Source organism: Zhongshania antarctica (assembly GCF_014202945.1).
GTDB classification, from domain to species: domain Bacteria; phylum Pseudomonadota; class Gammaproteobacteria; order Pseudomonadales; family Spongiibacteraceae; genus Spongiibacter; species Spongiibacter antarcticus.
The window spans coordinates 337,106-363,690 of record NZ_JACHHW010000004.1 but is presented as its reverse complement, the minus strand read 5'-3'; the positions used below and the strand labels follow the sequence as shown (position 1 = coordinate 363,690).

Below are 26,585 nucleotides of genomic sequence, written 5' to 3'. Positions count from 1 at the left end.
CAGACTGGCTCGCTATTCTACCCCATTCAAATCAACGATAGCGCTTGTCGCGGGCACTATCATCAAGCTCTTGCAAATATCGGAGCTTTTCGCCGATTTTTTTCTCAAGACCCCGATTTACTGGTTGATAGTAAACGCGGTCTTTTATCTCCTCGGGCAGGTAATTTTCCCCAGCAGCATAGGCATCAGGTTCGTCGTGGGCATAGCGGTAGCCGCCACCAAAGCCCTGTTCCTTCATCATACCCGTGGGCGCATTGCGCAAATGCATGGGCACGTCATAACTCGGCGACGCCGCAATTTCTTTGCGGACCGCATTATAAGCGGTATAAACCGCGTTGCTTTTAGGTGCGGCTGCGAGATAACACACCGCCTGCGCCATGGCCAATTCCCCTTCTGGGCTGCCAAGCCGCTCTTGGGTTTCCCATGCATCTAAGCATAACCGCAATGCCCTAGGATCCGCATTGCCAATATCTTCACTGGCCATACGCACTAAACGCCGGGCGACATATAAAGGCTCACAACCGCCATCAAGCATACGCGCAAACCAATACAGGGCGCCGTCTACCGAGCTGCCTCGCACCGATTTGTGCAATGCGGAAATCTGTTCGTAAAACAAATCACCGCCCTTATCAAAACGCCGGGGCTGACCACTCAGCACCTGGTCGATGATGCCCGCAGTTAATTCCGTGCTGTTGCTATTGCGCCCCAGCATGTCGCCCGCAATCTCAAGGACATTCAGCGCCCGGCGACCATCACCGTCAGCGTGGCGAGCAATGCGTTCAATTTGATCTGGGGCAAGTTGCCAGCCTTCGCAGCCGGCCGCGTGGGTGACAATATCCACAATCGCGGCATCGCTGAGCGGGTTTAATTGATAAACCCGCGCTCTGGATAGCAAGGCATTATTGATTTCAAAGGACGGGTTTTCAGTGGTCGCGCCAACAAAAATGATCGTACCATCTTCAACAAAAGGCAAAAATGCATCTTGTTGAGACTTATTAAAGCGGTGGACTTCATCGATAAACAAGATGGTGCGTCGCTGGAAAAACTGCTGCTGCTTTGCGTCATCAACCGCCGCGCGAATATCTTTCACTCCGGCTAAAACAGCGGAAATACTAATAAAGTGTGCGTCGCAGAGCTGGGCAATGAGTTGCGCCAAGGTGGTTTTACCCACCCCTGGTGGCCCCCAGAAGATCATGGAGTGCAGCTGACCGGAGTCTAAGGCGCGTCGAAGCGGCTTATCCGGCGCTAGCAGATGATCTTGACCCAGGTAGTGGTCAAGGGTTTGGGGTCGCATCCGCGCAGCCAGCGGCGCCTTGCTGGCTGTTTCAGTCAAGACTTCTTCGCCTCGGCCTCGTTGAATTCAAACTCCCGGTCGCTAAAGCGGTTATTGTATTTAGGATTAATAAATTCAATTTTAGTGGTTTGCTCAAGTGTGTCGGTCAAGCGCATTGCCGTGAGTTTGCCCCAGGTAAACATCAGCACCATTTCAGTAAAGGAGCCAGGTTCCTTGGGCAGCAGGATAAATTCACGGGCATTGCCATTCTTTTTGACGCTAACATCGTACTGCGCGGCAAGCTGATCAATAGTCATACTGATAATCATGGCAGGTGTTTGCGCCAAATTGGCGTCAAACGGCTCAGTATTCAGCTGCTCTAGGTCTGCGTCGTAACGCCACACGGTTTTACCATTACTGACCAAGAGGTAATGAAAGGGCTCGGTGCTTTCCCAGCGAATTTTATTCGGCCGCTTTAGCGCGATAGTGCCCTTGCTCTCTTGCAGCAACTGACCGTCGACATCTTTTACTTGCTGAACAAATTTCGCGTTCAGGCTTTGCGCACCAGAGAGATGCAGGTGCAGTTGCGCCACATCGCCCTCGGCAAACACGCTCATGGTAAAAACTGACAAACACAAAAAAACTAAGAATTGGCGCATGGATTCTACTTCTATTCAAATGGAGGTGGAGCCAGTACTTCGCGACTACCGTTACTGGCCATCTCAGTTACGACACCGGCAGCCTCCATTGTTTCAATTAATCGAGCGGCGCGATTATAGCCGATTCGCAATTTACGCTGCACTGCAGATATTGACGCCCGTCGACTTTTGGTTACATAGGCGACCGCTTCGTCGTAAAGCGCATCCGATTCACCATCATCGCCGCCGCCACCTTCAGGCGGCATGCCAGGCATAGCATCGGTAGTGCTGCCCTCTTCCAGCAAACCATCAATATATTGGGGCTCTCCGCGGCGCTTCCAATCTGCGACAACACGGTGCACTTCTTCATCAGAAACAAAGGCGCCGTGTACCCGGATGGGGATACCCGCTCCGGGTGGTAAATACAGCATATCGCCGTGACCAAGCAGCTGTTCTGCGCCACCTTGATCCAAGATGGTCCGAGAATCGATTTTAGAAGACACCTGAAAACCAATCCGCGTTGGTACGTTGGCCTTAATCAAGCCGGTAATAACATCAACCGAGGGGCGCTGGGTTGCGAGCAAAAGATGGATACCCGCCGCGCGAGCTTTTTGAGCGATACGCGCGATCAGCTCTTCAACCTTTTTACCTACAATCATCATCATGTCGGCAAATTCGTCGATAACAACAACAATCGACGGTAAAACTTCTAAATCTGGTGCCTGAGCTTCTTCTAGGCCTGCCTGATAGTGTTCCTCAGGTTTCCACAGTGGGTCTTTGATCGGCTCACCGGCCAAGATCGCATCTTTAACCTTGCGGTTAAAACCAGCGAGATTCCTAACCCCCATTTTCGACATTAACTTATAGCGACGCTCCATTTCCGCCACACACCAACGCAGACCATTGGCCGCGTCTTTCATGTCGGTAATAACCGGCGTAAGCAAATGGGGGATACCGTCGTAGACCGACAACTCTAGCATTTTGGGGTCAACCAGCATCAAACGCACTTCTTCCGGCGTTGATTTGTACAAAAGACTGATCAGCATAGCGTTAACACCGACCGACTTACCGGAGCCGGTGGTACCCGCGACCAATAAGTGAGGCATTTTGCCGAGGTCGGCACAGACCGGCTCACCGGAAATGTCATGCCCTAAGGCCAGCGTTAACGGCGACTTGCAGGCGTCGAAGGCTTCGGATGACAGCACATCGTGAAAATTAACAATCTCGCGATCTTCATTGGGAATTTCGATACCAACATAGGGCTTGCCTGGGATGACCTCCACGACTCGAACACTGACCACGGCGAGCGACCGCGCCAAATCCTTGACCAAATTTGATATTTTACTAACTTTCACGCCCGCGTCTGGCTCTAACTCAAAACGTGTAATAACTGGGCCGGGGAACACCGCGATGACTTTTGCCGACACGCCAAAGTCCAGTAATTTAATTTCCAACAACCGCGACATGGCCTCAAGGGTCTCAGGCGAATAGCCGCGATCGGGATTGTGAACAGCCTTGTCGAGCAGACTTAACGACGGCAAAGTACCCGTGACAGGGCCTTCGAATAAGGATTTTTGGCGTTCTTTATCTGGCCTTGCAGACTTTATCACCGGCTTTGGCGGCGGTGCGATTTGGGGTGGTATGCGGGTCTTTTGAATTTCCGTCTTTTTCGCTACTGATTCGTGGCGCTGCTGCTTGGCCGCTGCCGCCTTACGACGCTCTTCGCGCGCCATTTTATAGCTATACACAGCTTCACGGCTACGATCAAACAATCGCAACGTGGCAGCGCCAAGCGTATCCATGAGCCGAATCCACGATAAATCGGTAAACACAGTTAAACCAAATAACAATATGGCAATTAATAATAAGCGGCTACCAAACTCGTTAAAGGAGGTCATCGTGGCATTGCCTACGGCGTCGCCCAATACCCCGCCTGCGCCAAACGGTAGCCCGCTATTGCCATAATCGCCATTGGCCGCCAGGCCAGTACTGGAAATCATCACCAAAATCAGACCAATAAAACGCAGTACAAAAATCAGGGTATCAAACCCCGCCGGGCGGTAACGTTCCTTGAAAAGCCGCCAAGCCCTAAAACCCAGCATTGCCGGAAACAAGTAAGCCATATAACCAAATAAAGCAAAGAACACATCAGCCAACCAGGCCCCTACTGGACCACCGGTATTCACAATGCGATCGCCATTCCCGGTGCGCGACCAGCCCGGATCATTGCCGCTATAACTGAGTAGGGATACAAAAATGTAAATGCACACGGCAACAAAGGCGATCAACAAGCCCTCGCGCAAGCGCAAATTCAAAATTTCACGGTTTTCTACCATGGCTGTGGATGTTGATTTTGGCAAAAGAGAACGGTTTCCTAAATTTACACGTAAAAGACGCAAACCCTATGACAGGCGTTGAAAAAGCGAAAAGCGGCCCAATATTAGCACTATGTCATAAGACTTGTCGCCGCACACAGTTTTTGCCGCGCCTATGGAATTACCCTATGATATGCGTCTATTTTCAGTCATCCCGGTTTGAACTAAGTTCAATCCCCCTGCTTGGAACACAGTGAATCTATGAGCGACAGCCAACACCACCGTTTGATCATCCTCGGCTCCGGCCCTGCCGGTTACACTGCTGCGGTTTATGCTGCCCGCGCCAATTTGAACCCCGTGGTCATCACCGGTATTCAACAAGGCGGCCAATTAACGACCACCACTGACGTCGACAACTGGCCTGGCGACCAAAATGGCGTGCAAGGCCCCGAGCTAATGCAGAGAATGCAGGAGCACGCCGAGCGCTTCGACACCAAGGTGCTATTTGATCACATTGAGTCTGTGGATCTAAAAAACAAGCCATTCACGCTTAAAGGCAGTAAGACTTATACCTGCGATGCACTGATTATCGCGACGGGCGCCTCAGCGCAATACCTCGGCCTCCCTTCTGAAGATGCATTTATGGGCAAGGGTGTATCCGCATGTGCGACCTGTGACGGCTTTTTCTACCGTGGCAAAAAGGTCGCGGTTATTGGCGGCGGCAACACCGCAGTAGAAGAAGCGCTATACCTGTCGAACATCGCATCTGAAGTCACACTGGTTCACCGTCGCGACAGCCTGCGCTCAGAAAAGATCTTGCAGGACAAACTGCTAGAGCGCGCCGCTAACGGCAATATCAATATTCTCTGGAATCACCAGCTGGACGAAGTCCTTGGCGACGACAGCGGTGTAACAGGCTTGCGCTTAAACAGCACCAAAGGTGAAGGCAGTCAAGAAATTGACGTCGCCGGCGTATTTATCGCCATTGGCCACAAGCCCAACACGGATATTTTCCAAGGTCAGCTCGACATGAAAGACGGCTACCTGAAAATCCACAGCGGCACAGAAGGCAACGCGACCCGCACTAGCATCGAAGGTGTCTTTGCGGCTGGCGATGTCGCCGACCACATTTACCGTCAGGCGGTAACGTCTGCCGGTTTCGGCTGTATGGCTGCACTGGATGCTGAGCGTTATCTCGACGACTTAGCCTAAACGCGAGTAAATCAGCCGATGTCTGGCATACCTTGGCTTGATCCGGCTGATCTAAGCTTCCCCCCTATTGAGTCGGCTCTAGACGACCCCAACGGCCTTTTGGCCGTTGGCGGCGATCTCTGCCTGCCCCGCTTACTTAATGCATATCGGCAGGGCATCTTCCCGTGGTATGAAGAATCTCAGCCGATATTATGGTGGTCGCCGCAACCTCGTGCGGTGCTGCACCCCGAACGCGTATATATTAATCGCAGCCTTCGCAAAGCCCTGCGCCGAAATGATTTTGAGGTCAGCTTTGACCGCGATTTTGCCGGTGTCTTACTCGGCTGCGCCCAGCTTAGCCAGAAACGCCCAGGCACATGGATCACCGATGACATGCGCAAGGCTTACCAAGACCTGCACGACGCAGGCTGGGCACACTCAGTCGAAGTCTGGCGCGACAATAAGTTAATTGGCGGACTGTACGGCGTCGCGATTGGCCGCATGTTTTACGGCGAGTCAATGTTTAGCCAGGCAGCCAATGCTTCTAAAATCGCCTTTGTCCATCTCTGTGGCCAACTTCAGGAATGGGACTTCCCCCTCATTGATTGTCAGGTGAGTAACGATTATCTTGACAGTATGGGCGCGGAGGAAATGGATCGTGCGAGCTTTAAACAATACCTACAAATGTACACCAGCAGGGAATCCAAACCCAATAAATGGACCTTGGACTGGTATTACGGCAAACCGTCACCGGGCTGCCCATGACTGACGCCCAACAACTTAAGCTTTACGCGACCCACCCGCACCCCTGCAGCTATTTTGCTGACCGGGAAGCCAAAACCATTTTCATTGATCCCGAGGCCAAGATTTCTGGCCCGGTGTACAGCGAATTATCACGGCGTGGGTTTCGACGCAGTGGCAACCATCTCTACCGCCCCGACTGTGACGCCTGTAAAGCCTGTATCGCCAGCCGTGTTCCCGTTACGCTATTTAGGCCTTCACGCACCCAACGTCGCGTTGAGAAGCGCAATAATGACTTGGTCGCCCACATATTATCAGCACCCAACGCCGATGCTTACCCGCTCTATGAAAAATACATCAATGGCCGCCACCGTGATGGCGATATGTATCCGCCATCCAAGGACCAATTTGATAGTTTCTTAGGCCTAGGCACTGAAGACACACAATATGTGCATTTTTATCTGGGCGACGCATTAGTTGCCGTTGCGGTTACCGATGTGCTGAATGACGGCTTATCGGCAATTTATACGTTTTACGACCCCGAATACCCCCAGCGCAGCTTGGGTGTTTACGGTATTCTTTGGCAAATCGCGCGCTGTCACGACCTCGCCCTGCCCTATCTTTACCTGGGCTACTGGATTCGCGACTGCCAAAAAATGCGCTATAAAACCGATTATAAGCCCATCGAACTGCTTATGAGCGACCGCTGGCTGCGCTTAACGTAGTGATATTAGCCCAATCACCCCTGCAAATTGCCAACACGATCAAATTAGGGCAAAATGCGCGCAGTTTTGACGGCCACCAAGGCTAAAGTGCATCGCACTCAATTTTAAAAAACTCTCGAGGATAGTTGCCGAATGGCGAAAGAAGACCAGATCGAAATGGAAGGCGAAGTCATCGACACCTTGCCGAACACTACTTTTCGCGTGCGCTTAGAAAACGGCCACGTTGTCACTGCCCATATCTCAGGCAAAATGCGCAAGCATTACATCCGGATTCTAACGGGTGACAAGGTCAAGGTGGAATTAACCCCCTATGACCTAAGCAAAGGCCGCATCACTTTCCGCGGCCGCTAATAGATACCTGCTAATCGCAGGTCTGGCCCGCCTCTTCTTCAACTGCTTCCGCAGCAAGGGCCAGCTTGTCACCTTTCACGCTGACATTGACCACTCCACCGCATTTTTCCAGGCTGCCAAACAAGACCAGTTCGGCCAGCGGCTTTTTAATATGCTCTTGGATAATCCGCGCCATTGGCCGGGCACCCATGTGCTTATCGTAACCGTGCTCCACCAACCAGTGCCGCGCATCATCGTCTACGTGCAAGACGACTTTCTTGTCGTCCAACTGAGCCTGTAATTCCACTAGGAATTTATCAACTACGGTCAGCACAACATCGGGCTGCAGCGACTCAAAGGCAATAATGCTATCGAGCCGGTTGCGGAACTCCGGCGTGAACAAGCGATTAATCGCTTCGGTTGAATCCGTCTGGTTGTCTTGTTCAGTAAAGCCAATTGAACGACGGCTAATGCTTTCTGCGCCAGCGTTAGTGGTCATTACAAAGATTACATTGCGAAAATCCGCCTTGCGACCATTGTTATCGGTCAGCGAACCGTGATCCATAACCTGCAGTAGCAGATTAAAGAGATCAGGGTGAGCCTTTTCGATTTCATCTAACAGCACTACCGAGTGGGGGTGTTTGGTGACCGAGTCCGTCAATAATCCGCCCTGATCAAAACCAACATAACCTGGAGGCGCACCAATTAAACGGGAGACGGTGTGACGCTCCATATATTCTGACATATCGAAGCGAATCAACTCTAAACCCAACAGCTTCGCCAGCTGACGACAAATCTCAGTTTTACCAACACCGGTAGGGCCCGCCAGCAAGAAGCTGCCTATGGGCTTTTCAGGGGACTTAAGCCCCGCTCGCGCCAGCTTGATCGAGGCACTGAGTTCGGAAACCGCTTTGTCCTGACCAAAAACCACCATTTTCAGGTTGTCTTCTAACTTCACCAGTGATGCGCGATCATCTGAAGAAACACTCTTCGGCGGAATTCGGGCAATCTTTGCGATTATCGCTTCAATTTCCGGTACACCGATTTTCTCAATCCGGTTCTCGGGCTTTTGCAGGCGCTGATAGGCGCCAGCTTCATCGATGACGTCAATTGCCTTGTCGGGCAAAAAACGATCATTTATATAGCGCGCCGACAATTCTGCCGCCGAGCGCAAAGCACCATCGCTGTACTTTAATTCATGATGGCTTTCAAAGCGCGAGCGCAAACCCTTCAGAATAAAAAAAGTATCTTCAACAGAAGGCTCATTAATATCGACCTTCTGGAAGCGGCGACTTAGGGCGCGATCCTTGTCAAAAATACCGCGATATTCTTGGAATGTGGTCGAGCCTATGCAGCGCATCTGTCCAGAACTCAGCAGCGGCTTCAAGAGGTTCGACGCGTCCATTACGCCCCCAGAGGCCGCGCCTGCACCAATAATAGTGTGGATTTCGTCAATAAACAGAATTGCGCCGGGGCGCTTCTTGAGATCGGCAAGCAAACCTTTGAGGCGCTTTTCAAAATCGCCACGGTATTTCGTGCCCGCCAGCAAAGCGCCCATATCAAGCGAGTAAACGACGCTGCCAATCAACACGTCTGGCACTTCGCCATCGACGATGCGCTTAGCCAAACCTTCAGCTATCGCGGTTTTACCGACACCCGACTCACCCACTAACAAAGGATTGTTTTTGCGACGCCGGGTCAAAATTTGCGCTACCCGCTCCACTTCTTCGGCGCGACCAATTAAGGGGTCGATACGGCCGGCTTTGGCTTCGGCATTTAAGTTGGTGGTGAAATTATCTAATGGCTTCTGCTCTGGATCACCACCCTCACCTTCGGCATCTTGATTTTGGTCGTGCTCGATACCTTCCGCACCAGACACTTTAGAGATGCCGTGAGTAATATAATTCACCACATCGAGACGATTGACGCTCTGCGATTTCAAAAAATAAACCGCTTGGCTTTCTTGCTCACTAAAAATCGCCACCAATACATTCGCGCCAGTCACCTCCTGTTTTCCAGAAGATTGAACATGAAATACTGCGCGCTGAAGCACACGCTGAAAACCTAAGGTTGGCTGGGTGTCGCGCTCAACGTCGGTTTCGGGGATTCGCGGCGTGGTGGCCTCGACAAATTCTTTTAACTCGCCCTTGAGTTGCAGCAAGTCTGCACCACAAGCCACGAGCACCTTAACGGCGGCCTCGTTGTCTGCTAGTGCAAGTAACAGGTGTTCGACGGTCATGAATTCATGCCGACGGCTACGGGCCGACTTAAAGGCCTGACTCAATGTTGTTTCTAGGTCTTTGCTCAACATAGACTATATTCGCCTTCTGCAATTACCAGTTTTAGTCATCACTCTCTTCTATCTCAGCAAGTAACGGATGACCGTTGTCTCTAGCGTACTGATTCACCAGCGCCGATTTAGTCTCGGCAATGTCCTTGGTGAATATTCCACACACACCCTTACCCTTAGTGTGAACCGCGAGCATGATCTGTGTTGCGCGCTGACGATCCAAGTAAAAAAAGTCTTCTAAAACTTCGATCACAAATTCCATTGGCGTGTAATCGTCATTCAACAAGACCACAGCGTACATACGAGGTTTCTTGAGTTCTGGTTTCGACTCTTGAACCGCTATACCGCTGCCGTGATCGTCTTCGTCGGACTTATTCGCCATATTCTGTATATTAATTCGCATTTTCACTGACTTTACCTGAGCTTAGCACCACTGTAACCCTTCGCAATAGGGAAATTCACCAACTTCATATCTTACACACCTTTACTTGACGTCGTGGCCGGACTGTTTTAAAAATGGGGGCGGTATTAACAAATACAAGGTAGTTTTTGTAAACGTTAGAATAACTATAACGACAATTAAGGAAGAAAGGCTATGCAAAGCGGTGTTGTAAAGTGGTTCAATAACGCCAAAGGTTATGGATTCATCGTCTCCGAAAGCGGCGAAGATGAGATATTTGCGCACTACTCAGCAATTACTATGGACGGTTACAAGACCCTTAAAGCAGGTCAAAACGTCGTGTTTAAAGCTGAACCAGGGCCAAAAGGACTGCACGCTACCGACATAAAAGCAGCCGAAACGTCCGAATAGAGCTTACTGAAGAGAATACGCCACCAGCCTAGGCTGGTGGCGAGGACTTTTTACGCCATGTGCTTAACGATTGCATCACCGAACTCAGAACATTTCAGCAAGGTAGCACCTTCCATTAGACGCTCAAAGTCGTAGGTAACGGTCTTAGCCTGAATTGCACCGTTCATGCCGGTGATAATCAAATCCGCCGCTTCGTTCCAGCCCATGTGACGCAACATCATTTCGGCAGACAGAATCAATGAACCGGGGTTCACTTTATCTTGGCCGGTGTACTTAGGCGCAGTACCGTGAGTTGCTTCAAACAGTGCGATGTTATCGCTCAGGTTCGCACCTGGCGCGATACCAATACCACCGACCTGCGCAGCCAATGCATCAGACAGGTAGTCGCCGTTTAAGTTGAGTGTAGCAATTACGCTGTACTCGTCAGGGCGCAACAGCACCTGCTGAAGCATCGCGTCAGCAATAACGTCTTTAATGACGATATCTTTGCCGGTATTTGGGTTTTTAATGCTGACCCATGGACCGCCATCAATCAAGGTACCACCGAACTCTTCCATCGCTAGCTCGTAAGCCCAGTTTTTGAAAGCGCCTTCGGTGAACTTCATGATATTGCCTTTGTGCACGATGGTCAGTGACGGCAAATCTTGATCAATTGTGTACTGAATCGCTTTGCGAACCAGACGTACGGTACCTTCTTTAGAGACTGGCTTAATACCAATACCGCATTCCTGTGGGAAACGGATTTTAGTCACACCCATTTCTTCTTGGAGGAACTCAATCACTTTATCTGCTTCCGGCGTACCCGCCTTCCACTCGATACCCGCGTAGATATCTTCGGAGTTCTCACGGAAGATAACCATATTGGTCTTGCCTGGCTCTTTAACAGGTGAGGGCACACCCTCGAACCAACGCACTGGACGCTGACAAACATACAGGTCCAATTCTTGACGCAAGGCCACGTTCAATGAACGGAAGCCGCCGCCAACTGGCGTAGTTAACGGGCCTTTAATGCCTACTACGTAGTCTTTGATTGCGTCTAGCGTTTCAGCGGGAAACCAGTCGCCTTCATACAACTCAGCGGCTTTCTCGCCAGTGTAAATTTCCATCCAGCTGATTTTTTTCTTGCCTGAATAGGCTTTTGCTACGGCTGCATCAACTACGTTGATCATCACCGGAGTAATGTCGACCCCGATGCCATCACCTTCGATAAAAGGTATTACTGGCCGATCGGGTACGTTCAGGGAAAGATCCGCATTAACGGTGATTTTCTCGCCCTCTGCAGGTACCTTGATATGTTGGTATCCCATTTTTGACTCCATGGTTTATCAGTTAGTATCTGTGCTCGCACTTGCTCACAATACGAAGATTAACTGTATTAGGTACAATACAGCTTCGGTAAAAAGCGCGACATTGTAACACTTTATACCGAGATTTCTTCTATGAATGAGCCTATTTTAACGTGAGCGACATTTTTATTTTCAACAAGCCCTTTCAAGTAATGAGTCAATTCACTGACTCAGATGGCCGGGCCACCCTAGCTGATTACATCAGGATACCCGCCATTTATCCAGCGGGGCGCCTAGATTATGACTCTGAAGGCCTGATGATATTGACCGGCGACGGTGAGCTGCAGCACCAAATTAGTCACCCCCGGCATAAATTACGTAAAACGTATTGGGCGCAAGTGGAAGGCGAAATCAGTGACGATGCCCTCGCCCAGCTGCGTCGCGGGGTGATGCTTAAAGACGGACCCACCCTGCCCGCTCACGCCGAACGCATCGCCGAACCCACCTCACTGTGGCCACGAGATCCCCCGGTGCGGTACCGGGCAGCCATTCCCACATCATGGCTTAGCCTGCAAATAAGTGAGGGCCGCAATCGTCAAGTTCGGCGCATGACCGCCGCAGTGGGATTTCCCACCCTGCGTCTAGTTCGCGCCGCAATCGGCGACTGGAGCGTCGACAATCTCGCTCCCGGCGAACACCGCAAAATCACCCTTGGCGATGAATTTAAACGCTATGCCAGCCCCAAGAAATCGGCAGCAAGACCGCCTTTTCGGAAAACCAAGGGCAAAACCCTTGGCGCCAAACCGCGCAAACGTAGTCCTTAAGGCGTGGCAGCTGTTACAATTCCGCTTTTAGCATTTGGACTCCTCTATGGATTGGCAGCCCCACGTTACCGTGGCTACTCTCGTTGAGAATGACGGCAAGTTTCTCTTTGTTGAAGAAATCAAGAACGGACAACGAGTAATCAACCAGCCAGCAGGCCATCTTGAGCAAAACGAAAGTTTGCTAGAGGCGGCGCAGCGAGAAACGCTAGAAGAAACCCAATGGCGGGTTGAAATACTCGGCATAGTTGGCTTTGGCCTCTACACCGCCCCAGCCAACGGCGTAACCTACCAGCGCACCAGCTTTTTTGCGCGGCCTGTGGCGTTTTGTCCTGAACAAGCTTTAGACAGCGATATCGAGCAAGCCATATGGCTCAGCTATGACGAATTAAAGGAACGCCGAGCAATGCTACGCAGCCCGCTGGTATTGGAATGCCTAGAGCGCTACCTCAGCGGCCACCGCTACCCCCTATCGATGATTTACGGAACGCGTTGATGCACGAGAACACGCAACAAGACAATAGCAAGATTAAAGTGATCGTCGGTATGTCCGGCGGTGTCGACTCCTCGGTTTCAGCCCTGCTGTTAATGCAGCAAGGCTACCAGGTCGAAGGCCTGTTCATGAAAAACTGGGACGAAGACGACGGCACCGAATACTGCACGGCCAAAGATGACTTGGCCGACGCCGCCGCCGTCTGTAAAACCTTGGGCATTCATTTACACACCGCGAATTTCGCCAGCGAATACTGGGATAACGTTTTTGAGCATTTTTTAGCCGAATACAAGGCTGGACGCACTCCTAACCCAGATATTCTGTGTAATCGCGAAATTAAGTTTAAAGCCTTCCTCGATTACGCCTTGGTTTTAGGCGCGGATTATATCGCTACCGGTCACTACACCCGCCGTCGCGATGTTGATGGTCGCAGCCAGCTCCTTAAAGGCCTAGACGCAAACAAAGATCAAAGTTACTTCCTGCATGCCGTGGGGAGCGAACAGCTCGCCCGAACCCTATTCCCTGTTGGCGAAATTGAAAAACCCGAAGTTCGTGCTCTCGCCGAAGCAAACGGACTGATCACCCACAACAAAAAAGACAGTACCGGCATTTGCTTTATCGGAGAGCGCCGTTTCAAAGACTTTTTACAGCAATACCTTCCCGCCAAGCCCGGTCGTATTGAGAGCTTGGATGGCGAGGACATGGGCCAACACAGCGGCCTGATGTACCACACCATTGGCCAACGCCAGGGCTTGGGTATCGGCGGTGTAAAAGGCGGCGGCGAAGAGCCTTGGTATGTGGTCGATAAGGATTTAACCCGCAATGTTTTACTAGTCGCCCAAGGCGGCCAGCACCCAGCGCTGCTAAAACAAGCGCTACAGGTAGGCGAAATTCACTGGATTACCGGCCAAGCACCGCAATTCCCCTACGTTTGCAAGGCTAAAACCCGCTACCGGCAAGCAGACCAAGATTGTGAGATTCGCACCGTCGACGGTCGCTATGAAGTGCATTTCAGCGAAGCCCAGCGCGCAATTACCCCCGGCCAATCCGTGGTCTTTTACGATGGCGACATTTGCCTTGGCGGTGGCGTGATCGAAGCAGGGTTTAATTTATTATGAACAGCCCATTAAGCAAACCCGAGCAACTCGCTAGGCAGCAAACTCTCGCCCTCGCCGCCATTGTGCAGGGCACGGTACTGGTGGATCAAATCGCCCGCACCGGCCAAGCCGAACCCCAGGCGTTGGAAGCGTCAATCAACAGCCTCTTTGCCTTCTCCGCCACCACGGTAGAAGAGGCCTATGGCGGTATCGAAAATCTTGAAGTGGGCATTCGCGGCCTGCGCGACCTATTGAGCGGTAATGATTACGGTGAGCGCCGCGCGGTTATGCGCTATTGCCTCGGGGTTTTGCACCTGCACAAAAAGCTGCGGGGCGACGATACGACCGCCTCGCTGCTGCGCAACCGGCTGCAGCATGCAGCCAAAAACAAAGAGATGAATAATATTGATATCAGTAGCTTAAGCTCATCTCTTTCATCAATTTATCAAGATACGATTTCCAAATACAATTTCAGAATTCAAATTACCGGCAGCGCCCAAGAGCTGCAAAACCCGAATAATGCCGCGCGAATTCGCAGTCTACTGCTGGCATCAATTCGCGCCAGCTATTTGTGGCACCAAGCTGGCGGCAGTCGCTGGAAACTTATATTCCAGCGCAACCGACTTTTTGCCCAGACTAAACAGCTACTTGGCACTGAAATCCCTCGTTAACTCGTGTATTATTGCGCGCTTTCCGCAATAGCCGCCCCGCACAAAAAGGTATTGAACATGGACTTATCCGCGCTTTCCGCCGTCTCTCCCGTTGATGGCCGTTACGGCAGTAAAACCGCGCCACTGCGCCCCGTATTTAGTGAGTTTGGCCTAATCAAATACCGCTTAATCGTTGAAGTGCGGTGGCTCCAGGCGCTAGCGGCAAACCCTGGCGTGGTAGAAGTTCCCGCACTCAGCGAAGCAGCCAATGCCGCCTTAGAAGCATTAATTAGCGGTTTTAATGAAAGCGGCGCGCAAAAAGTAAAAGACATCGAAGCCACCACCAACCACGATGTCAAAGCTATTGAATATTTTATTAAAGAAGCGATCAGCAGCAATGCCGAACTGGCTGCAATCTCTGAATTTGTGCACTTTGCCTGCACCTCAGAAGACATAAACAACCTATCCCACGCTTTGATGCTGCGTGAAGGCCGTGAGATTTTGCTCGCTGACGCCGACGCGATCATCAATAAGCTCGCCGAGCAAGCCCGCGAATTTGCCGCCGTGCCCATGCTCGCCCGCACCCACGGCCAAACCGCGAGCCCGACGACCATGGGCAAAGAGTTCGCCAATGTGGTTGCTCGCCTGCGCCGCCAGCGCGATGCCATCGCCGATGTGGTGCTACTAGGCAAAATAAATGGTGCAGTAGGTAACTACAATGCCCACCTATCTGCCTACCCTGATATCGATTGGGAAGCCCATGCCGATGCTTTTATCAGCAAGCTTGGCATCACCTGGAATCGTTACACTACCCAGATCGAGCCTCACGATTACATCGCTGAGTTATTCGACGCTATTGCGCGCTTTAACACCATTTTGATCGACCTTGATCGTGATATTTGGGGCTATATCTCCTTGGGTTACTTCAAACAGCGCACTATTGCAGGCGAAGTGGGCTCCTCCACCATGCCTCATAAAGTAAACCCCATCGACTTTGAAAACTCCGAAGGCAATTTAGGCCTAGCCAATGCGGTGCTAAACCACTTAGCCGCGAAGCTACCTATTTCACGCTGGCAGCGGGACCTTACCGACTCCACCGTACTGCGTAATATGGGCGTCGGCATTGCCTATAGCACCATGGCGTATGCCGCCACTATGAAAGGTTTGAGCAAGCTGCAAATCAATGAGGCGCGCATCGCCGCCGACCTCGACGACAGCTGGGAAGTGCTCGCCGAGCCAATTCAAACGGTCATGCGCCGCTACGCCGTAGCAGAGCCCTATGAGAAGCTTAAAGCCCTCACTCGCGGCCAACGTATTACCGCCGAGATTCTCAAAGAGTTTGTTGAAACCCTTGAGATTCCAGAGTCCGCTAAAGCCGAATTGCGCGAGCTGACACCGGCGAAATACATCGGCAATGCCGTCGCCCAAGCACTGCGGATCTGATCGCCATGGCGCTGCAAGGATTTGATGCCCAGCATTTTCTGGATACCGCCTGGCAGCGCAAAGCAGTCTTAATCAAGGCCGCCCTGCCCGGGTTTGAATGTCCCTTAGACGGCAATGACCTTGCGGGCCTCGCCTGCGAAGAAGACGTCGATAGTCGTATTATTATTGAAGCTAAAGACGGCTGGGAATTGCGCAACGGGCCTTTTCAAGAAGACGATTTTGCCACCCTGCCAACATCTCACTGGACTTTATTAGTTCAGGGCGTAGATCAATACCTGCCGGAATTAGCCGATTTAATGGCGATGTTTCGTTTCCTGCCACGCTGGCGCACTGAAGATATTATGGTCAGTTATGCCACCGATGGCGGCAATGTTGGCCCGCATTACGACCAATACGATGTTTTTCTCGTTCAGGGCAGTGGCCAGCGCCGCTGGAAAATTGGCGGTCATTGCGGGCCAGACACCCCGTTGCACAGCCACCCCCAGCTTAAACTGCTACAACACTTTGAGACCGAACAAGAGTTTCTGCTCGAAGCGGGTGATATTCTCTATGTGCCGCCCGGCGTCGCCCACTGGGGCGTGGCCGAAGGCGACGATTGCATGACGCTGTCGGTGGGTTTTAGAGCGCCATCAGAAGCCGCACTGCTTGGGGATTTCAGCGATGAAATTGCCAGTCGCAGCGATGAGTCCAAGCGCTATCAAGACCCTCAGCTTAGCGCTGCCGCCAATCCTGGTGAAATATCCCCTGCCGTTCACGCGCAATTAAAAGCTGTATTGCTTAAACAACTCGACAATGACGCCCTGCTCGCGCGCTGGTTTGGCGAAATGATGACTCGGGTGCCGGATCAGAGTGAATTTCGCGACGACAGCCTCAGCCGCGACGACTTTGCAGAGCTGCGCGCCCAAGGTATAGACCTTCATCTGCGCCTAGGCGCCCGCCTGGCCTTCGATGAACAGCACCTCTTCGCCGACGGTGTGGCCTTTGCCTGCCCACCTCAGGATCGCGACGATGTGCGAGCGCTGTGTCAGATCGAATGCGGCAAATCGATAGGTAATTTCCGCAATTTTAGCGAAGAAATGCTGTACGCCTTGTATTGCAATGCTACGCTCTACTTTGATGACGACACTTACGATAGCTAAAGCCGATTGGGCACACCACGCCGGACTTCTCTCCGAAATCCGCCACCGCGTATTTGTCGACGAACAAGGTGTCCCAGAAGCGCTTGAACTCGACGAATTTGACTCCCTAGCCAGCCACTGGCTCGCCCGCATAGAAGATAAAGTCATTGGCACGGCCAGAATGCTAGACGGTGGTGCTATCGGCCGCATGGCGGTACTCAAGCCCTATCGTGGCAAAGGCGTTGGCAAAGCACTCATCAACGCCATTATCAAAGAAGCGGAAAAGCGCCAGTATCCGGCGGTAGAACTTGGCGCCCAAACTCACGCCATCGCCTTTTACGAAACCGCAGGCTTCCGGGTTAAAGGCCCTCGTTTTATGGACGCAGGTATCGCCCATCAACATATGTATCTACAACTAACATCGGACGCGCCACCCGGCTTTAACGTTGACCTTGGTCTGCGCGCCAATCCAGCGCAAGGCGTACTCGATCTATGCAAAAATGGCCGCTGGGAACTGCGTATTTTCAGTCATAGCCTCGAGCCAGCGCTGTTTGCAAATGCCGAATTTATTCGCTGTATTTATGAGTTTGCCCACCGCCATCAAGACAGCAAGGTATTCCTCATGATTTGCGAGGAGCGCCCGCTGCGGGAGACTCATCATCCGCTGGTTGAACTAAGCCGGCAGTATCGACATATTTTGCAACTGCGCACTCTTAGCATCGACTATACCGTGAATGCCGATGAGTATTTTATTGTGAGTGACGAAGACCATCTCATCACCTATCCTCATCAAAGCGAAATAGCACAGATTTCATCCTCAGATGACGAAGCCATTGCACGCCAGTATCGCATGAAGTTTGACCAGCTATGGCGCCACGCGGCAGAACCGCGCTCACTAAAGCCTTTTTATTGAATTAGGCTCACTCGGCGAGCATGACCCCCACTTCATTGTCTCTGTCCGCCAAGGTATAGCAGCGCAGGTTGCGGCAGGGTTCTTCACTTGCCGCCAGCAATTCGCCGCTGCGAATATCAAAGCGATAGCCATGTTGGGGGCAAACCAGTTCACCGCCCTCAACGTCTGAGCTGCGCAAAGGGTACTCACGGTGGGGACATTGACTTTCAATGAGGTAGCGCTGCCCGTCGATTTGCAGCAGCATGAGGTGATGGCTGTCTATTTTAAAGACCTTACGATAACCATCATAAAGATTGATCAATTTTTCGAGGCTGTAATATCGCATTGCAAGGCTACTGATTGATTTTCATCAGCTTAACCCATACCAAGGCCGCACGAAAAGCCTCCTTGACAGCCAGCGCAGCGCGGGCCCAGACTTTATGCAGCTCCTTTCATCCTTCTCGCGAATAAAGAGATGAACATGGTGAGATTAAGATTGAACTTCCCCCGGCCGCACAACAGCGCAACCGCCTTATTATTCGCGCTACTGACGCTATCAGCCTGTGGTGGCGGCAGCACCAATAGCCCTCCGAATACAACAACCTCTGATGACGCGGGTTTACTGCGCAGCATTGTCAGTAATGAGGAGTTTGTCAGTCAATTTCGCGCGGCATATATTCGCCCGACGTCCAGTAATAAGCAGCAGAATAGCACCATGCAGCCCGTTGCTGCCGAGGCAGGAGGCGCTACAGATAGCAATGGCAGCTACAGCACCACCTATACCCTTGAGTCCGATGTAGACGAATTTGATGTATTAAAGTACGACGGCGACCATCTTTACATCGCACCAACATTACAAGCCCGCTGCTGTTTTATAGCCCAGCGCGCGACTACCGCCGAAGCCAGCAGTTTTGCCCCGCCCTCGCCGGATCAATCTGGCGGCATTCGCATACTGAGCACCAAGCCAGATACGGCCAGCGCGATGGAGGTGGCCACTATTCCACTGCAAGAAGGTGAATACGTGCAGGGCTTGTATATTAGTGGCCCGCAACTGATCAGTATTGGCAGCACCCAATATTACGGCCCCTATGGCCGCCAATGGCTGGGGATTGGCAGTTGGCTGCAGCAGAACTTAAGTATTAAAATTTACGACACCACAACCATCACCGCGCCCGCGCTAAAGTGGGATATTGGTATTGAAGGCGGTTTAGTGGACAGCCGCCGCATTGGCGACACCCTCTATATCATCAGTCGCCACAGCCCCCAATTCGAGAATATTTACTACTACCCAAGCAATCAAAACGAGGCCGATGCCAATGCCCAGAAATTGGCAGCAATTCAGCCTCAAGACCTGATTCCGGTGTTGACGATTAATGGCGAATCCAGACTGCTGTTTACGCCACAAAACTGTCTACTTAGCCGCGACGATCAAGACCAGACCTACGCATACCCGGTTTATACTAGCGTTACCGCAATCCCCCTCACCTCACCTGGCACGGCAGAATCGGTGTGTTTCAACGAAGAAAGCAGCGGGCTTTATATTTCTCAAGAAGCCCTTTACCTCAGCCAATATCGTTATAGCGACAAAGGCGAAAGTACCCGTATTCATAAATTCAAACTCACTCTCGGCAGGCCAGAATACCGTGGTTCCGCCGACATTGCCGGCCAATTGTGGGGGCCGGGGCAAAGCGATTTCAGAATGTCTGAGCGCAATGGCCTGCTCCGTATCGTTACCACGGTATTCACCCATGACAACGAGGATCTTCGCGACCACCAGCTCAGTATATTAGGTGAAGCCTCGCAGTCTAAGACCTTGGAGCTTGTGGCTAGCCTGCCAAACGCTCGGCGTCCTCAAGAAATCGGCAAAGCCAATGAGGCCCTCTATGGCGTTCGTTTTATCGACGAGCGCGCCTACTTCGTTACGTTTGAACAAATCGACCCCTTATATATCATTGATCTCAGCGATCCGGCAGATCCCTATATTGCAGGCAAACTCGAGATTCCCGGCGTCTCAGACTTTCTCCACCCGGTCAGCAATGACTTATTATTAGGACTCGGCCGCGGCGGGCCTCAACAACAAAGCATAAAGTTGAGCCTATTTAATATCGCCGACATCACCCAGCCACAAGAACTTAATAGTGTGCTGCTTGGCGTTGACGGCGGCTGGAATTATTCCGAAGCCCAGTATAACCGGCACGCCTTCACCTACCTGCCGAGTAATACCGGCCCCGACCGTCTGGCCGTCCCAGTGCACTCCAATTATCAAAACCCAGACAACAGCTATAGCAGCGAAAATCGCCTATATCTCTTAGAAATCAATGCTAAAAGCATGCCTAGCACCGCGAGTGTCGACATCGTTGGCAGCATCATTGCCAGCCCAGCGCCCAATGCGACTTGGTACGGAGGCCAAAACAGATCCGTTCTAGACGGCAACGCAGTTTATTTCTTGTCAGGAGACGCTATGTGGGGCGGAATATGGGGTGACCCCACCACGCAATCGGGGCCGTATTGACGGCGCCGCGATAAAGGATAGGAGGCGATGAACGCTGTCGCTGCGACGCCCGTCAACACACGCCATTCCCTGCGGCAGTTACAGCAGATTAACTAACTCGATGTTTTCAGATCTCACATTTGCTATTATTCCTAGCGCCAACGTTAAAACACTAACAATAAGCCCTAGGCCATCCACTTTAAAATGTCGGAATTACGTTGAACCTACGAAGACTGAGCTACGGCATTGGCCTCGCACTTGCGCTGACCTTTGGTCTTGCTGCGGGCGTCCAATATCGGGAATTGCAGCACGCCCGGACGCAGCTCAAGGTATTACAACCCAGTGAAATTGATATCGGCTTCAGCCAGTCAATGAGTTTTCATCACCGCCAAGCTATCGCCATCGCGCAATTATTATTAGACGGCCGCCCCACGGGTTTGGCCGCATTGGCGCAGTCAATTGCGAGCAAGCAAATGCTTGAGCTGGGCCAAATGCAAGGTTGGCTTCGGCTCTGGAATCAAGCACTTCTGCCGCCTACACAAGAAATGACCTGGATGTTGCTTGGCAAGCAGCCTTTAGACGAGCAACTCAATCAATACTTAATTGCCTGTGGTAAATCTGCGGCCGGCATGCCGGGAATAGCGAGCAGTGAAGAACTTATGCAGTTGCAACGCTTAGACGGCCGGGCAAGAGACGCGTTATTTTTACGTTTAATGCTAAACCATCACCAGGGCGGCATACCCATGGCGCAATTTGCAGCGTCGCAAGCCAAACTGGCCGTCGTTCGCAAAATTGCGGCACAAATGACCCTAGATCAATCGCAAGAAATCCACCAGATACAAACAATACTTGCCGCGATTTCTGCGCCGGCAACAGACTAAACCGGCCACAATTTTGCCACTATATTCGCTAAGTACGATGAGGATCTTAATCATGAAACGCAGTATTTATATAAGTCTAATACTCATAGCTGCAAGCGGGCTTTTAGCCTGCAATTCAAACAATAGCTCCGCACCTACTCAAGCACCGCTTGTCGACGGGCCGAGTACACCCCGCGCCGAATGCGGCCCCGGCTCTCGCCCCGAAACCGGCATGCAGGGCCGCGTGTCCCAGGCCGATCATGACGCCGGCCTTGCCGAACTTGGCTTTAGCTGTAACACAGAGCTAGCGGGATCGTATTTTACCGCCAATGCAGTAGGCACCGTTGGCGGTTTTAAGGTCGAGCGCTATGTCGACAAAACCGGCCGCGAATGCGCTTATTACGATAGCACTCTGCTTTTTCCAAGCAATTTGCTTGATATGAATGCTGGCGTAAACGTGCTGGACATGAGCGACCCGACGAACCCACTTATGACGGCGCGCCTGGTAACACCGGCGATGCTCTCTCCCCACGAGTCTGTGGTGGTGTCGCAGCAGGCAGGTATTCTTGCTGCGGTAATGGGCAACCCCGCTTTTTACCCTGGTATAGTCGATGTTTATGACGTTTCGGAAGACTGCCGCAACCCAGTCTTAAAATCATCTGCACCGCTTGGCGTGCTAGGCCATGAAAGCGGTATGGCGCCCGACGGCAAGACCTTTTACTCATCGTCACCGGGAACGCCAACCCTGACGGCAGTGGATATTTCAGATCCAGCCCTCCCCAAGCATCTATGGACCGGCAACTACACTTCTCATGGTTTATCACTAAGTGATGACGGCAACCGCGCCTATCTCGCATCGGGCAATGGCTTCGGGGTATTAATTTTAGATGTCTCAGAAATCCAAGCGCGCAAAGCCAGCCCCCAAGTGTACGAAATTGCTCAGATCTCGTGGGACAATCAAACCATCCCCCAAAATGCCATGCCCTTTACCCGCAATGGCAAAGCCTACCTGCTGGAAATTGACGAATACTCAAGCAACGAGCCCGGCAACAACGCCTCAGTCACCTCCCACGGCAAATTTGTCGGCGCAGGCCGTATTATTGATATTACTGATGAGACTCAACCACGGGTCGTATCTGATCTACGCTTAGCGGTACACGAGCCTGAAAATCGCGACACCATTGCCAACGATCCCGGCGCCTTTAACCCCACCGGTGGTTATGCTGGGCACTACTGTTCAGTGCCAAGCCGAGTCAACCCCGACATCGCCGCTTGCAGCATGATTCTTTCTGGTCTACGGATATTTGATATTCGCAACCCAGAAAAGCCGAAAGAAATTGCGTATTACAATGCCCCCGTTCAACCTCGGGTCCTCACCGTACCCGCGCCAGCCAGTAACTGGGCGATGTCCCGTCCTGCTTTTGTCCCTGAGCGCAAAGAAATTTGGTATACCGATGGCTACAGCGGCTTCTATGCGATTCGTGTCACGAATGGAGTGTGGTAAGCCACCGCAAGGAGAAAGCACCGCTCAGGACGAGAGCGGTGTTCTTAGTACATGGCCACAGCAAATTTTCCCTAAAAAAATCAATGTAAAAGCGATCTCAGTGTTTACAATAGTGCCTCACGATGTCGACGCCTTGGTAAGCCTTTTACCCAGCGGAAGAATTGCCCAAATTTTGAGCGGTTTGTCACTGCAATTTCGGCTTTCACTCCTGTATTCGACCCATCTTAAAAACCCACAAACTGTATACCGACAGCGAGAGAATCATGGGCAATATTAAAAAAAGCTTGGCAGAATTGGCAGAGTATCTCGACGCCGAACTCGTGGGTGATGCAAACCACATCATTTCCGGCATAGCAGACTTACAAACAGCAAACAGCGCCGAGCTATCGTTTATCAATCAAGAGTCCTACGCCCAATATCTTGCCCAGTGTAAATCTGGCGCCGTCATTTTAAGCTGTGACTTTGCCGACAAATACAGCGGTAATAAACTCATCGTTAAAAACACCTATTTGGCGTATGCAAAAGTTTCAGCCCTCTTTGAATCCTTATCTGTGTTGGCTTCAGGTGCACACCCCTCGGCCGTGATTGCGGCCAGCGCCAAGATTGACGCCAGTGCTGCGATTGGCGCCAATTGCGTGATTGGTGAAAACGCCACCATTGGCGCAGGCGCCAAGCTGTATCCGGGCGTCGTTGTTGGTGATCGTGCCAGCATTGGTGACAATACGCTGATTCATCCAAACGCCGTCATTTACCACGGCGTTGCGCTAGGTAAAAACTGCATTGTTCACAGCGGCACCGTTCTTGGTTCAGATGGTTTTGGTTTTGCGCCGGTGCGCGGCGGCTGGGAAAAAATTCACCAGCTTGGCGCCGTTGTCATCGGCGACAATGTTGAAATTGGCTCAAATTGCTCGATAGACCGTGGCGCGCTTGGCGACACCGTCATCGGCGATAACGTCATCATCGACAACCTCGTTCACATCGCCCACAACGTTAAAATCGGTAAAGGCTCAGCCATTGCTGGCTGCGTCGGTATCGCCGGTAGCGCGACCCTTGGTGAAGGCTGTACAGTAGCGGGCGCCGTGGCCATCAATGGTCATATTACGATTGCTAATAACACCCATTTTCACGGTGGCACTATTGTCACCAAGGGCAATACCGAGCCAGGCGTTTTTGCTTCAGCACCACCGCAGCAAGACGTTAAAAAATGGCGCAGAAACTCCGTGCGCTACACCCAGCTCGACGATATGTCGAGCCGGATTCGGCAGTTAGAAAAGCAATTACAGGCCCTAATGGCCCAAAATCAAACTGACGAGCGTTAAAACTCGTCTAATTTCACCTAAATAATTTAGACAAACTCATTTATAGGGGCAAACCCGCTCAATATCCTGTATATTAGCGCCCTATTTTCAACCCAGCTTACAGAGAGCGCCATGACTGATTTATCCCTTTACAGAAATATTGGTATTTTCGCCCACGTCGATGCCGGTAAAACCACCACCACCGAGCGTATCCTTAAGCTGACGGGTAAAATTCATAAATTGGGTGAGGTTCACGAAGGTGAATCAACTACCGACTTTATGGAACAGGAAGCTGAGCGCGGTATTACCATCCAGTCGGCAGCGGTAAGTTGCTTCTGGAAAGGCCACCGCTTCAACGTTATCGACACACCGGGACACGTTGACTTCACCGTAGAAGTTTATCGCTCACTGAAAGTTCTTGACGGCGGTATCGGCGTATTCTGCGGTTCTGGCGGTGTTGAGCCCCAGTCTGAAACCAACTGGCGCTACGCGAACGACTCTAAAGTATCGCGCCTGATTTTCGTTAACAAACTCGACCGTATCGGCGCTGACTTCATTCGCGTTACCGATCAAGTCAAAAAAGTACTGGGTGCCAACCCATTAATCATGACGCTGCCAATCGGTCGTGAAGATCAGTTTTCTGGCGTTGTTGACCTGCTGAGCCGTAAAGCCTATGTATGGGACGAAACTGGTCAGCCTGAAAATTATGATGTCATTGATGTGCCAGCCGACATGGTTGACGACGTCGAGATGTACCGTGAGCAATTGGTTGAAACTGCACTTGAAGTAGACGACGACCTGTTAATGGCGTACATGGAAGGCGAAATGCCTTCAGACGAAGACGTTAAGCGCTGTATCCGTAAGGGTACGCTGGAATTGGCGTTCTTCCCAACTTACTGCGGCTCTGCATTCAAAAACAAAGGCATGCAGCTATTACTTGACGCGGTTGTTGAATACTTGCCAACCCCAACTGAAGTTAACCCACAGCCGTTAACTGACGAAGAAGGCAACGCCAACGGCAAATACGCAATCGTCTCTGCCGATGAGCCCTTCCGCGCACTTGCGTTCAAAATCATGGATGACCGTTTTGGCGCCCTGACTTTCGTACGCATCTACTCTGGTAAGCTGAACAAGGGTGACACCATCCTTAACTCCTTTACCGGTAAATCAGAACGCGTTGGCCGTATGGTTGAAATGCAAGCCGATGAGCGCAACGAATTGAGCAGCGCGCAAGCCGGTGACATCATCGCAATCGTGGGCATGAAGAACGTGCAAACTGGTCACACCCTGTGTGATCCTAAGCACCCATGTACACTTGAAGCCATGGTATTCCCAGAGCCCGTTATCTCGATCTCTGTTACGCCAAAAGACAAAGGCTCAACCGAGAAAATGGGTATTGCGATCGGTAAAATGGTTGCAGAAGATCCTACATTCCGCGTTGAAACCGATATCGACTCAGGTGAAACCATCCTTAAAGGTATGGGCGAATTGCACCTCGACATTAAAGTCGACATCCTTAAGCGTACGTACGGCGTTGATTTAACTGTAGGCCAGCCACAGGTTGCCTACCGTGAAACCATCACCAAAGAAATCGAAGACAGCTACACGCACAAGAAGCAGTCTGGTGGTTCTGGTCAGTACGGTAAGATTGACTACATCGTTAAACCGGGCGAAGCCAACACTGGCTTCACCTTCACCTCGAAAGTTGTTGGCGGTAACGTTCCTAAGGAATTCTTCCCCGCAATCGAGAAAGGTTTCCGCTCAATGATGGGTGTTGGTCCTCTGGCAGGTTTCCCCGTACTCGACGTTGAAGTAACGCTAGTAGACGGTGGTTTCCACGCAGTTGACTCCTCGGCAATCGCGTTTGAAATCGCGGCAAAAGGCGCTTTCCGCCAGTCTATGCCCAAAGCCGGCCCACAGCTGCTTGAGCCGGTGATGAAGGTAGACGTTTACAGCCCAGAAGATCACGTAGGTGATGTTATCGGTGACCTTAACCGTCGTCGCGGCATGATTTCTGGTCAAGAAGCCAACGTTACTGGTGTGCGTATTAAATCTGACGTACCGCTTTCAGAAATGTTTGGCTATATCAGCACCTTGCGTACCATGACCTCTGGTCGCGGTCAGTTCTCAATGGAGTTCTCTCACTACGCTGCTTGCCCAGCTAACGTAGCTGAAACAGTTATTGCCAAAGAGAAAGAAAAGAAAGCCGCTGCTGCTAAGTAATTTTAGCCTGCCGTAAAAAAAGCCCTGTCAGTGCAAACTGACAGGGCTTTTTTATGAACGGTGCATTTTTATTTCGTTACAGGGAACATCACAGC

At 51.5% G+C, this 26,585-nt stretch carries 24 protein-coding genes; 17 read left to right on the top strand and 7 right to left on the bottom strand.

Translation table 11 applies throughout. The features are described 5' to 3' along the window. Nucleotides 1-31: 31 nt before the first annotated feature. The 3 genes from HNQ57_RS08840 to HNQ57_RS08830 are packed head-to-tail and all read right to left on the bottom strand — an operon-like array spanning nt 32 to nt 4,247. Nucleotides 32-1,294 carry a replication-associated recombination protein A gene (locus HNQ57_RS08840; protein WP_184462443.1) on the bottom strand — a complete coding sequence of 421 codons (1,263 nt, stop codon included), beginning with the start codon at nt 1,292-1,294 and terminating at the stop codon, nt 32-34. 35 nt (nt 1,295-1,329) lie between these two features. Further along, nucleotides 1,330-1,932, bottom strand: coding sequence for an outer membrane lipoprotein periplasmic chaperone LolA (gene lolA, locus HNQ57_RS08835; protein ID WP_184462349.1), 603 nt, complete (start codon nt 1,930-1,932; stop codon nt 1,330-1,332). A gap of 11 nt (nt 1,933-1,943) precedes the next feature. Beyond that, complete coding sequence (locus HNQ57_RS08830) at nt 1,944-4,247, bottom strand: DNA translocase FtsK (protein ID WP_184462442.1); 2,304 nt, start codon at nt 4,245-4,247, stop codon at nt 1,944-1,946. A gap of 240 nt (nt 4,248-4,487) precedes the next feature. Between HNQ57_RS08830 and trxB the strand changes: the two genes are divergently transcribed. The 4 genes from trxB to infA all read left to right on the top strand — a co-directional run bounded on the left by trxB (nt 4,488) and on the right by infA (nt 7,234). Then, the gene (gene trxB / locus HNQ57_RS08825; protein WP_184462348.1) at nt 4,488-5,438 is read left to right on the top strand and encodes a thioredoxin-disulfide reductase; all 951 of its coding nucleotides are present in this window, start codon (nt 4,488-4,490) and stop codon (nt 5,436-5,438) included. Nucleotides 5,439-5,456: 18 nt separating this feature from the next. After that, nucleotides 5,457-6,182, top strand: coding sequence for a leucyl/phenylalanyl-tRNA--protein transferase (gene aat / locus HNQ57_RS08820; protein ID WP_184462347.1), 726 nt, complete (start codon nt 5,457-5,459; stop codon nt 6,180-6,182). Continuing rightward, the gene (locus HNQ57_RS08815; RefSeq protein WP_184462346.1) at nt 6,179-6,883 is read left to right on the top strand and encodes an arginyltransferase; all 705 of its coding nucleotides are present in this window, start codon (nt 6,179-6,181) and stop codon (nt 6,881-6,883) included. The genes aat and HNQ57_RS08815 overlap by 4 nt, the downstream gene beginning before the upstream one ends. 132 nt (nt 6,884-7,015) lie before the next feature. Beyond that, the gene (gene infA / locus HNQ57_RS08810) at nt 7,016-7,234 is read left to right on the top strand and encodes a translation initiation factor IF-1 (RefSeq protein WP_008247839.1); all 219 of its coding nucleotides are present in this window, start codon (nt 7,016-7,018) and stop codon (nt 7,232-7,234) included. A gap of 10 nt (nt 7,235-7,244) precedes the next feature. Here infA and clpA read toward each other — a convergent pair whose 3' ends face one another. After that, nucleotides 7,245-9,524 (bottom strand): ATP-dependent Clp protease ATP-binding subunit ClpA, encoded by a 2,280-nt coding sequence (gene clpA, locus HNQ57_RS08805; RefSeq protein ID WP_184462345.1) that lies wholly within the window; start codon nt 9,522-9,524, stop codon nt 7,245-7,247. A gap of 31 nt (nt 9,525-9,555) precedes the next feature. After that, nucleotides 9,556-9,885 carry an ATP-dependent Clp protease adapter ClpS gene (gene clpS, locus HNQ57_RS08800; protein ID WP_184462441.1) on the bottom strand — a complete coding sequence of 110 codons (330 nt, stop codon included), beginning with the start codon at nt 9,883-9,885 and terminating at the stop codon, nt 9,556-9,558. 213 nt (nt 9,886-10,098) lie between these two features. Between clpS and cspD the strand changes: the two genes are divergently transcribed. Then, nucleotides 10,099-10,314: a cold shock domain-containing protein CspD gene (cspD, locus tag HNQ57_RS08795; protein WP_008247833.1), complete on the top strand. Its 216-nt coding sequence runs from the start codon at nt 10,099-10,101 to the stop codon at nt 10,312-10,314. A 50-nt stretch (nt 10,315-10,364) separates the two neighbouring features. On the opposite strand, the gene icd is transcribed toward cspD, so the two are convergent. Next, nucleotides 10,365-11,621, bottom strand: coding sequence for an NADP-dependent isocitrate dehydrogenase (icd, locus tag HNQ57_RS08790; RefSeq protein WP_184462344.1), 1,257 nt, complete (start codon nt 11,619-11,621; stop codon nt 10,365-10,367). Between the two features lie 152 nt (nt 11,622-11,773). Here icd and HNQ57_RS08785 point away from each other — a divergent pair, with 152 nt between their 5' ends. Genes HNQ57_RS08785 through HNQ57_RS08755 form a run of 7 tightly spaced genes read left to right on the top strand, consistent with a single transcriptional unit; the run spans nt 11,774 to nt 18,135 of the window. After that, a complete protein-coding gene (locus HNQ57_RS08785; protein ID WP_184462343.1) occupies nt 11,774-12,424 on the top strand; it encodes a pseudouridine synthase in 651 nt (216 codons plus the stop codon). Between the two features lie 46 nt (nt 12,425-12,470). Further along, nucleotides 12,471-12,917 carry an NUDIX hydrolase gene (locus HNQ57_RS08780; RefSeq protein WP_008247827.1) on the top strand — a complete coding sequence of 149 codons (447 nt, stop codon included), beginning with the start codon at nt 12,471-12,473 and terminating at the stop codon, nt 12,915-12,917. Further along, a complete protein-coding gene (gene mnmA / locus HNQ57_RS08775) occupies nt 12,917-14,032 on the top strand; it encodes a tRNA 2-thiouridine(34) synthase MnmA (RefSeq protein WP_184462342.1) in 1,116 nt (371 codons plus the stop codon). Before HNQ57_RS08780 ends, mnmA begins: the two co-directional genes overlap by 1 nt. After that, nucleotides 14,029-14,682, top strand: coding sequence for a high frequency lysogenization protein HflD (gene hflD / locus HNQ57_RS08770; RefSeq protein WP_184462341.1), 654 nt, complete (start codon nt 14,029-14,031; stop codon nt 14,680-14,682). The genes mnmA and hflD overlap by 4 nt, the downstream gene beginning before the upstream one ends. A 57-nt stretch (nt 14,683-14,739) precedes the next feature. Next, nucleotides 14,740-16,104, top strand: a complete 1,365-nt coding sequence (gene purB, locus HNQ57_RS08765) for an adenylosuccinate lyase (protein WP_008247820.1) — start codon at nt 14,740-14,742, stop codon at nt 16,102-16,104. A 5-nt stretch (nt 16,105-16,109) separates the two neighbouring features. After that, the gene (locus HNQ57_RS08760; RefSeq protein ID WP_184462340.1) at nt 16,110-17,243 is read left to right on the top strand and encodes a cupin domain-containing protein; all 1,134 of its coding nucleotides are present in this window, start codon (nt 16,110-16,112) and stop codon (nt 17,241-17,243) included. After that, nucleotides 17,221-18,135 carry a GNAT family N-acetyltransferase gene (locus tag HNQ57_RS08755; RefSeq protein WP_184462339.1) on the top strand — a complete coding sequence of 305 codons (915 nt, stop codon included), beginning with the start codon at nt 17,221-17,223 and terminating at the stop codon, nt 18,133-18,135. The genes HNQ57_RS08760 and HNQ57_RS08755 overlap by 23 nt, the downstream gene beginning before the upstream one ends. A 7-nt stretch (nt 18,136-18,142) precedes the next feature. Here the strand turns inward: HNQ57_RS08755 and HNQ57_RS08750 are convergent, their stop codons facing one another. Continuing rightward, nucleotides 18,143-18,460 (bottom strand): Rieske (2Fe-2S) protein, encoded by a 318-nt coding sequence (locus HNQ57_RS08750; RefSeq protein WP_008247813.1) that lies wholly within the window; start codon nt 18,458-18,460, stop codon nt 18,143-18,145. A 135-nt stretch (nt 18,461-18,595) separates the two neighbouring features. On the opposite strand from HNQ57_RS08750, the gene HNQ57_RS08745 reads away from it, so the two are divergent. From HNQ57_RS08745 to fusA, 5 genes are all read left to right on the top strand, one after another. After that, complete coding sequence (locus HNQ57_RS08745) at nt 18,596-20,626, top strand: beta-propeller domain-containing protein (protein ID WP_184462338.1); 2,031 nt, start codon at nt 18,596-18,598, stop codon at nt 20,624-20,626. A 197-nt stretch (nt 20,627-20,823) separates the two neighbouring features. Continuing rightward, nucleotides 20,824-21,486, top strand: coding sequence for a DUF305 domain-containing protein (locus HNQ57_RS08740; protein ID WP_184462337.1), 663 nt, complete (start codon nt 20,824-20,826; stop codon nt 21,484-21,486). 52 nt (nt 21,487-21,538) lie between these two features. Then, the gene (locus HNQ57_RS08735; protein WP_184462336.1) at nt 21,539-22,969 is read left to right on the top strand and encodes an LVIVD repeat-containing protein; all 1,431 of its coding nucleotides are present in this window, start codon (nt 21,539-21,541) and stop codon (nt 22,967-22,969) included. Nucleotides 22,970-23,232: 263 nt separating this feature from the next. Beyond that, nucleotides 23,233-24,288 carry a UDP-3-O-(3-hydroxymyristoyl)glucosamine N-acyltransferase gene (gene lpxD / locus HNQ57_RS08730; protein ID WP_184462335.1) on the top strand — a complete coding sequence of 352 codons (1,056 nt, stop codon included), beginning with the start codon at nt 23,233-23,235 and terminating at the stop codon, nt 24,286-24,288. A gap of 111 nt (nt 24,289-24,399) precedes the next feature. Continuing rightward, complete coding sequence (gene fusA / locus HNQ57_RS08725; protein WP_184462334.1) at nt 24,400-26,490, top strand: elongation factor G; 2,091 nt, start codon at nt 24,400-24,402, stop codon at nt 26,488-26,490. Nucleotides 26,491-26,585 lie beyond the last annotated feature (95 nt).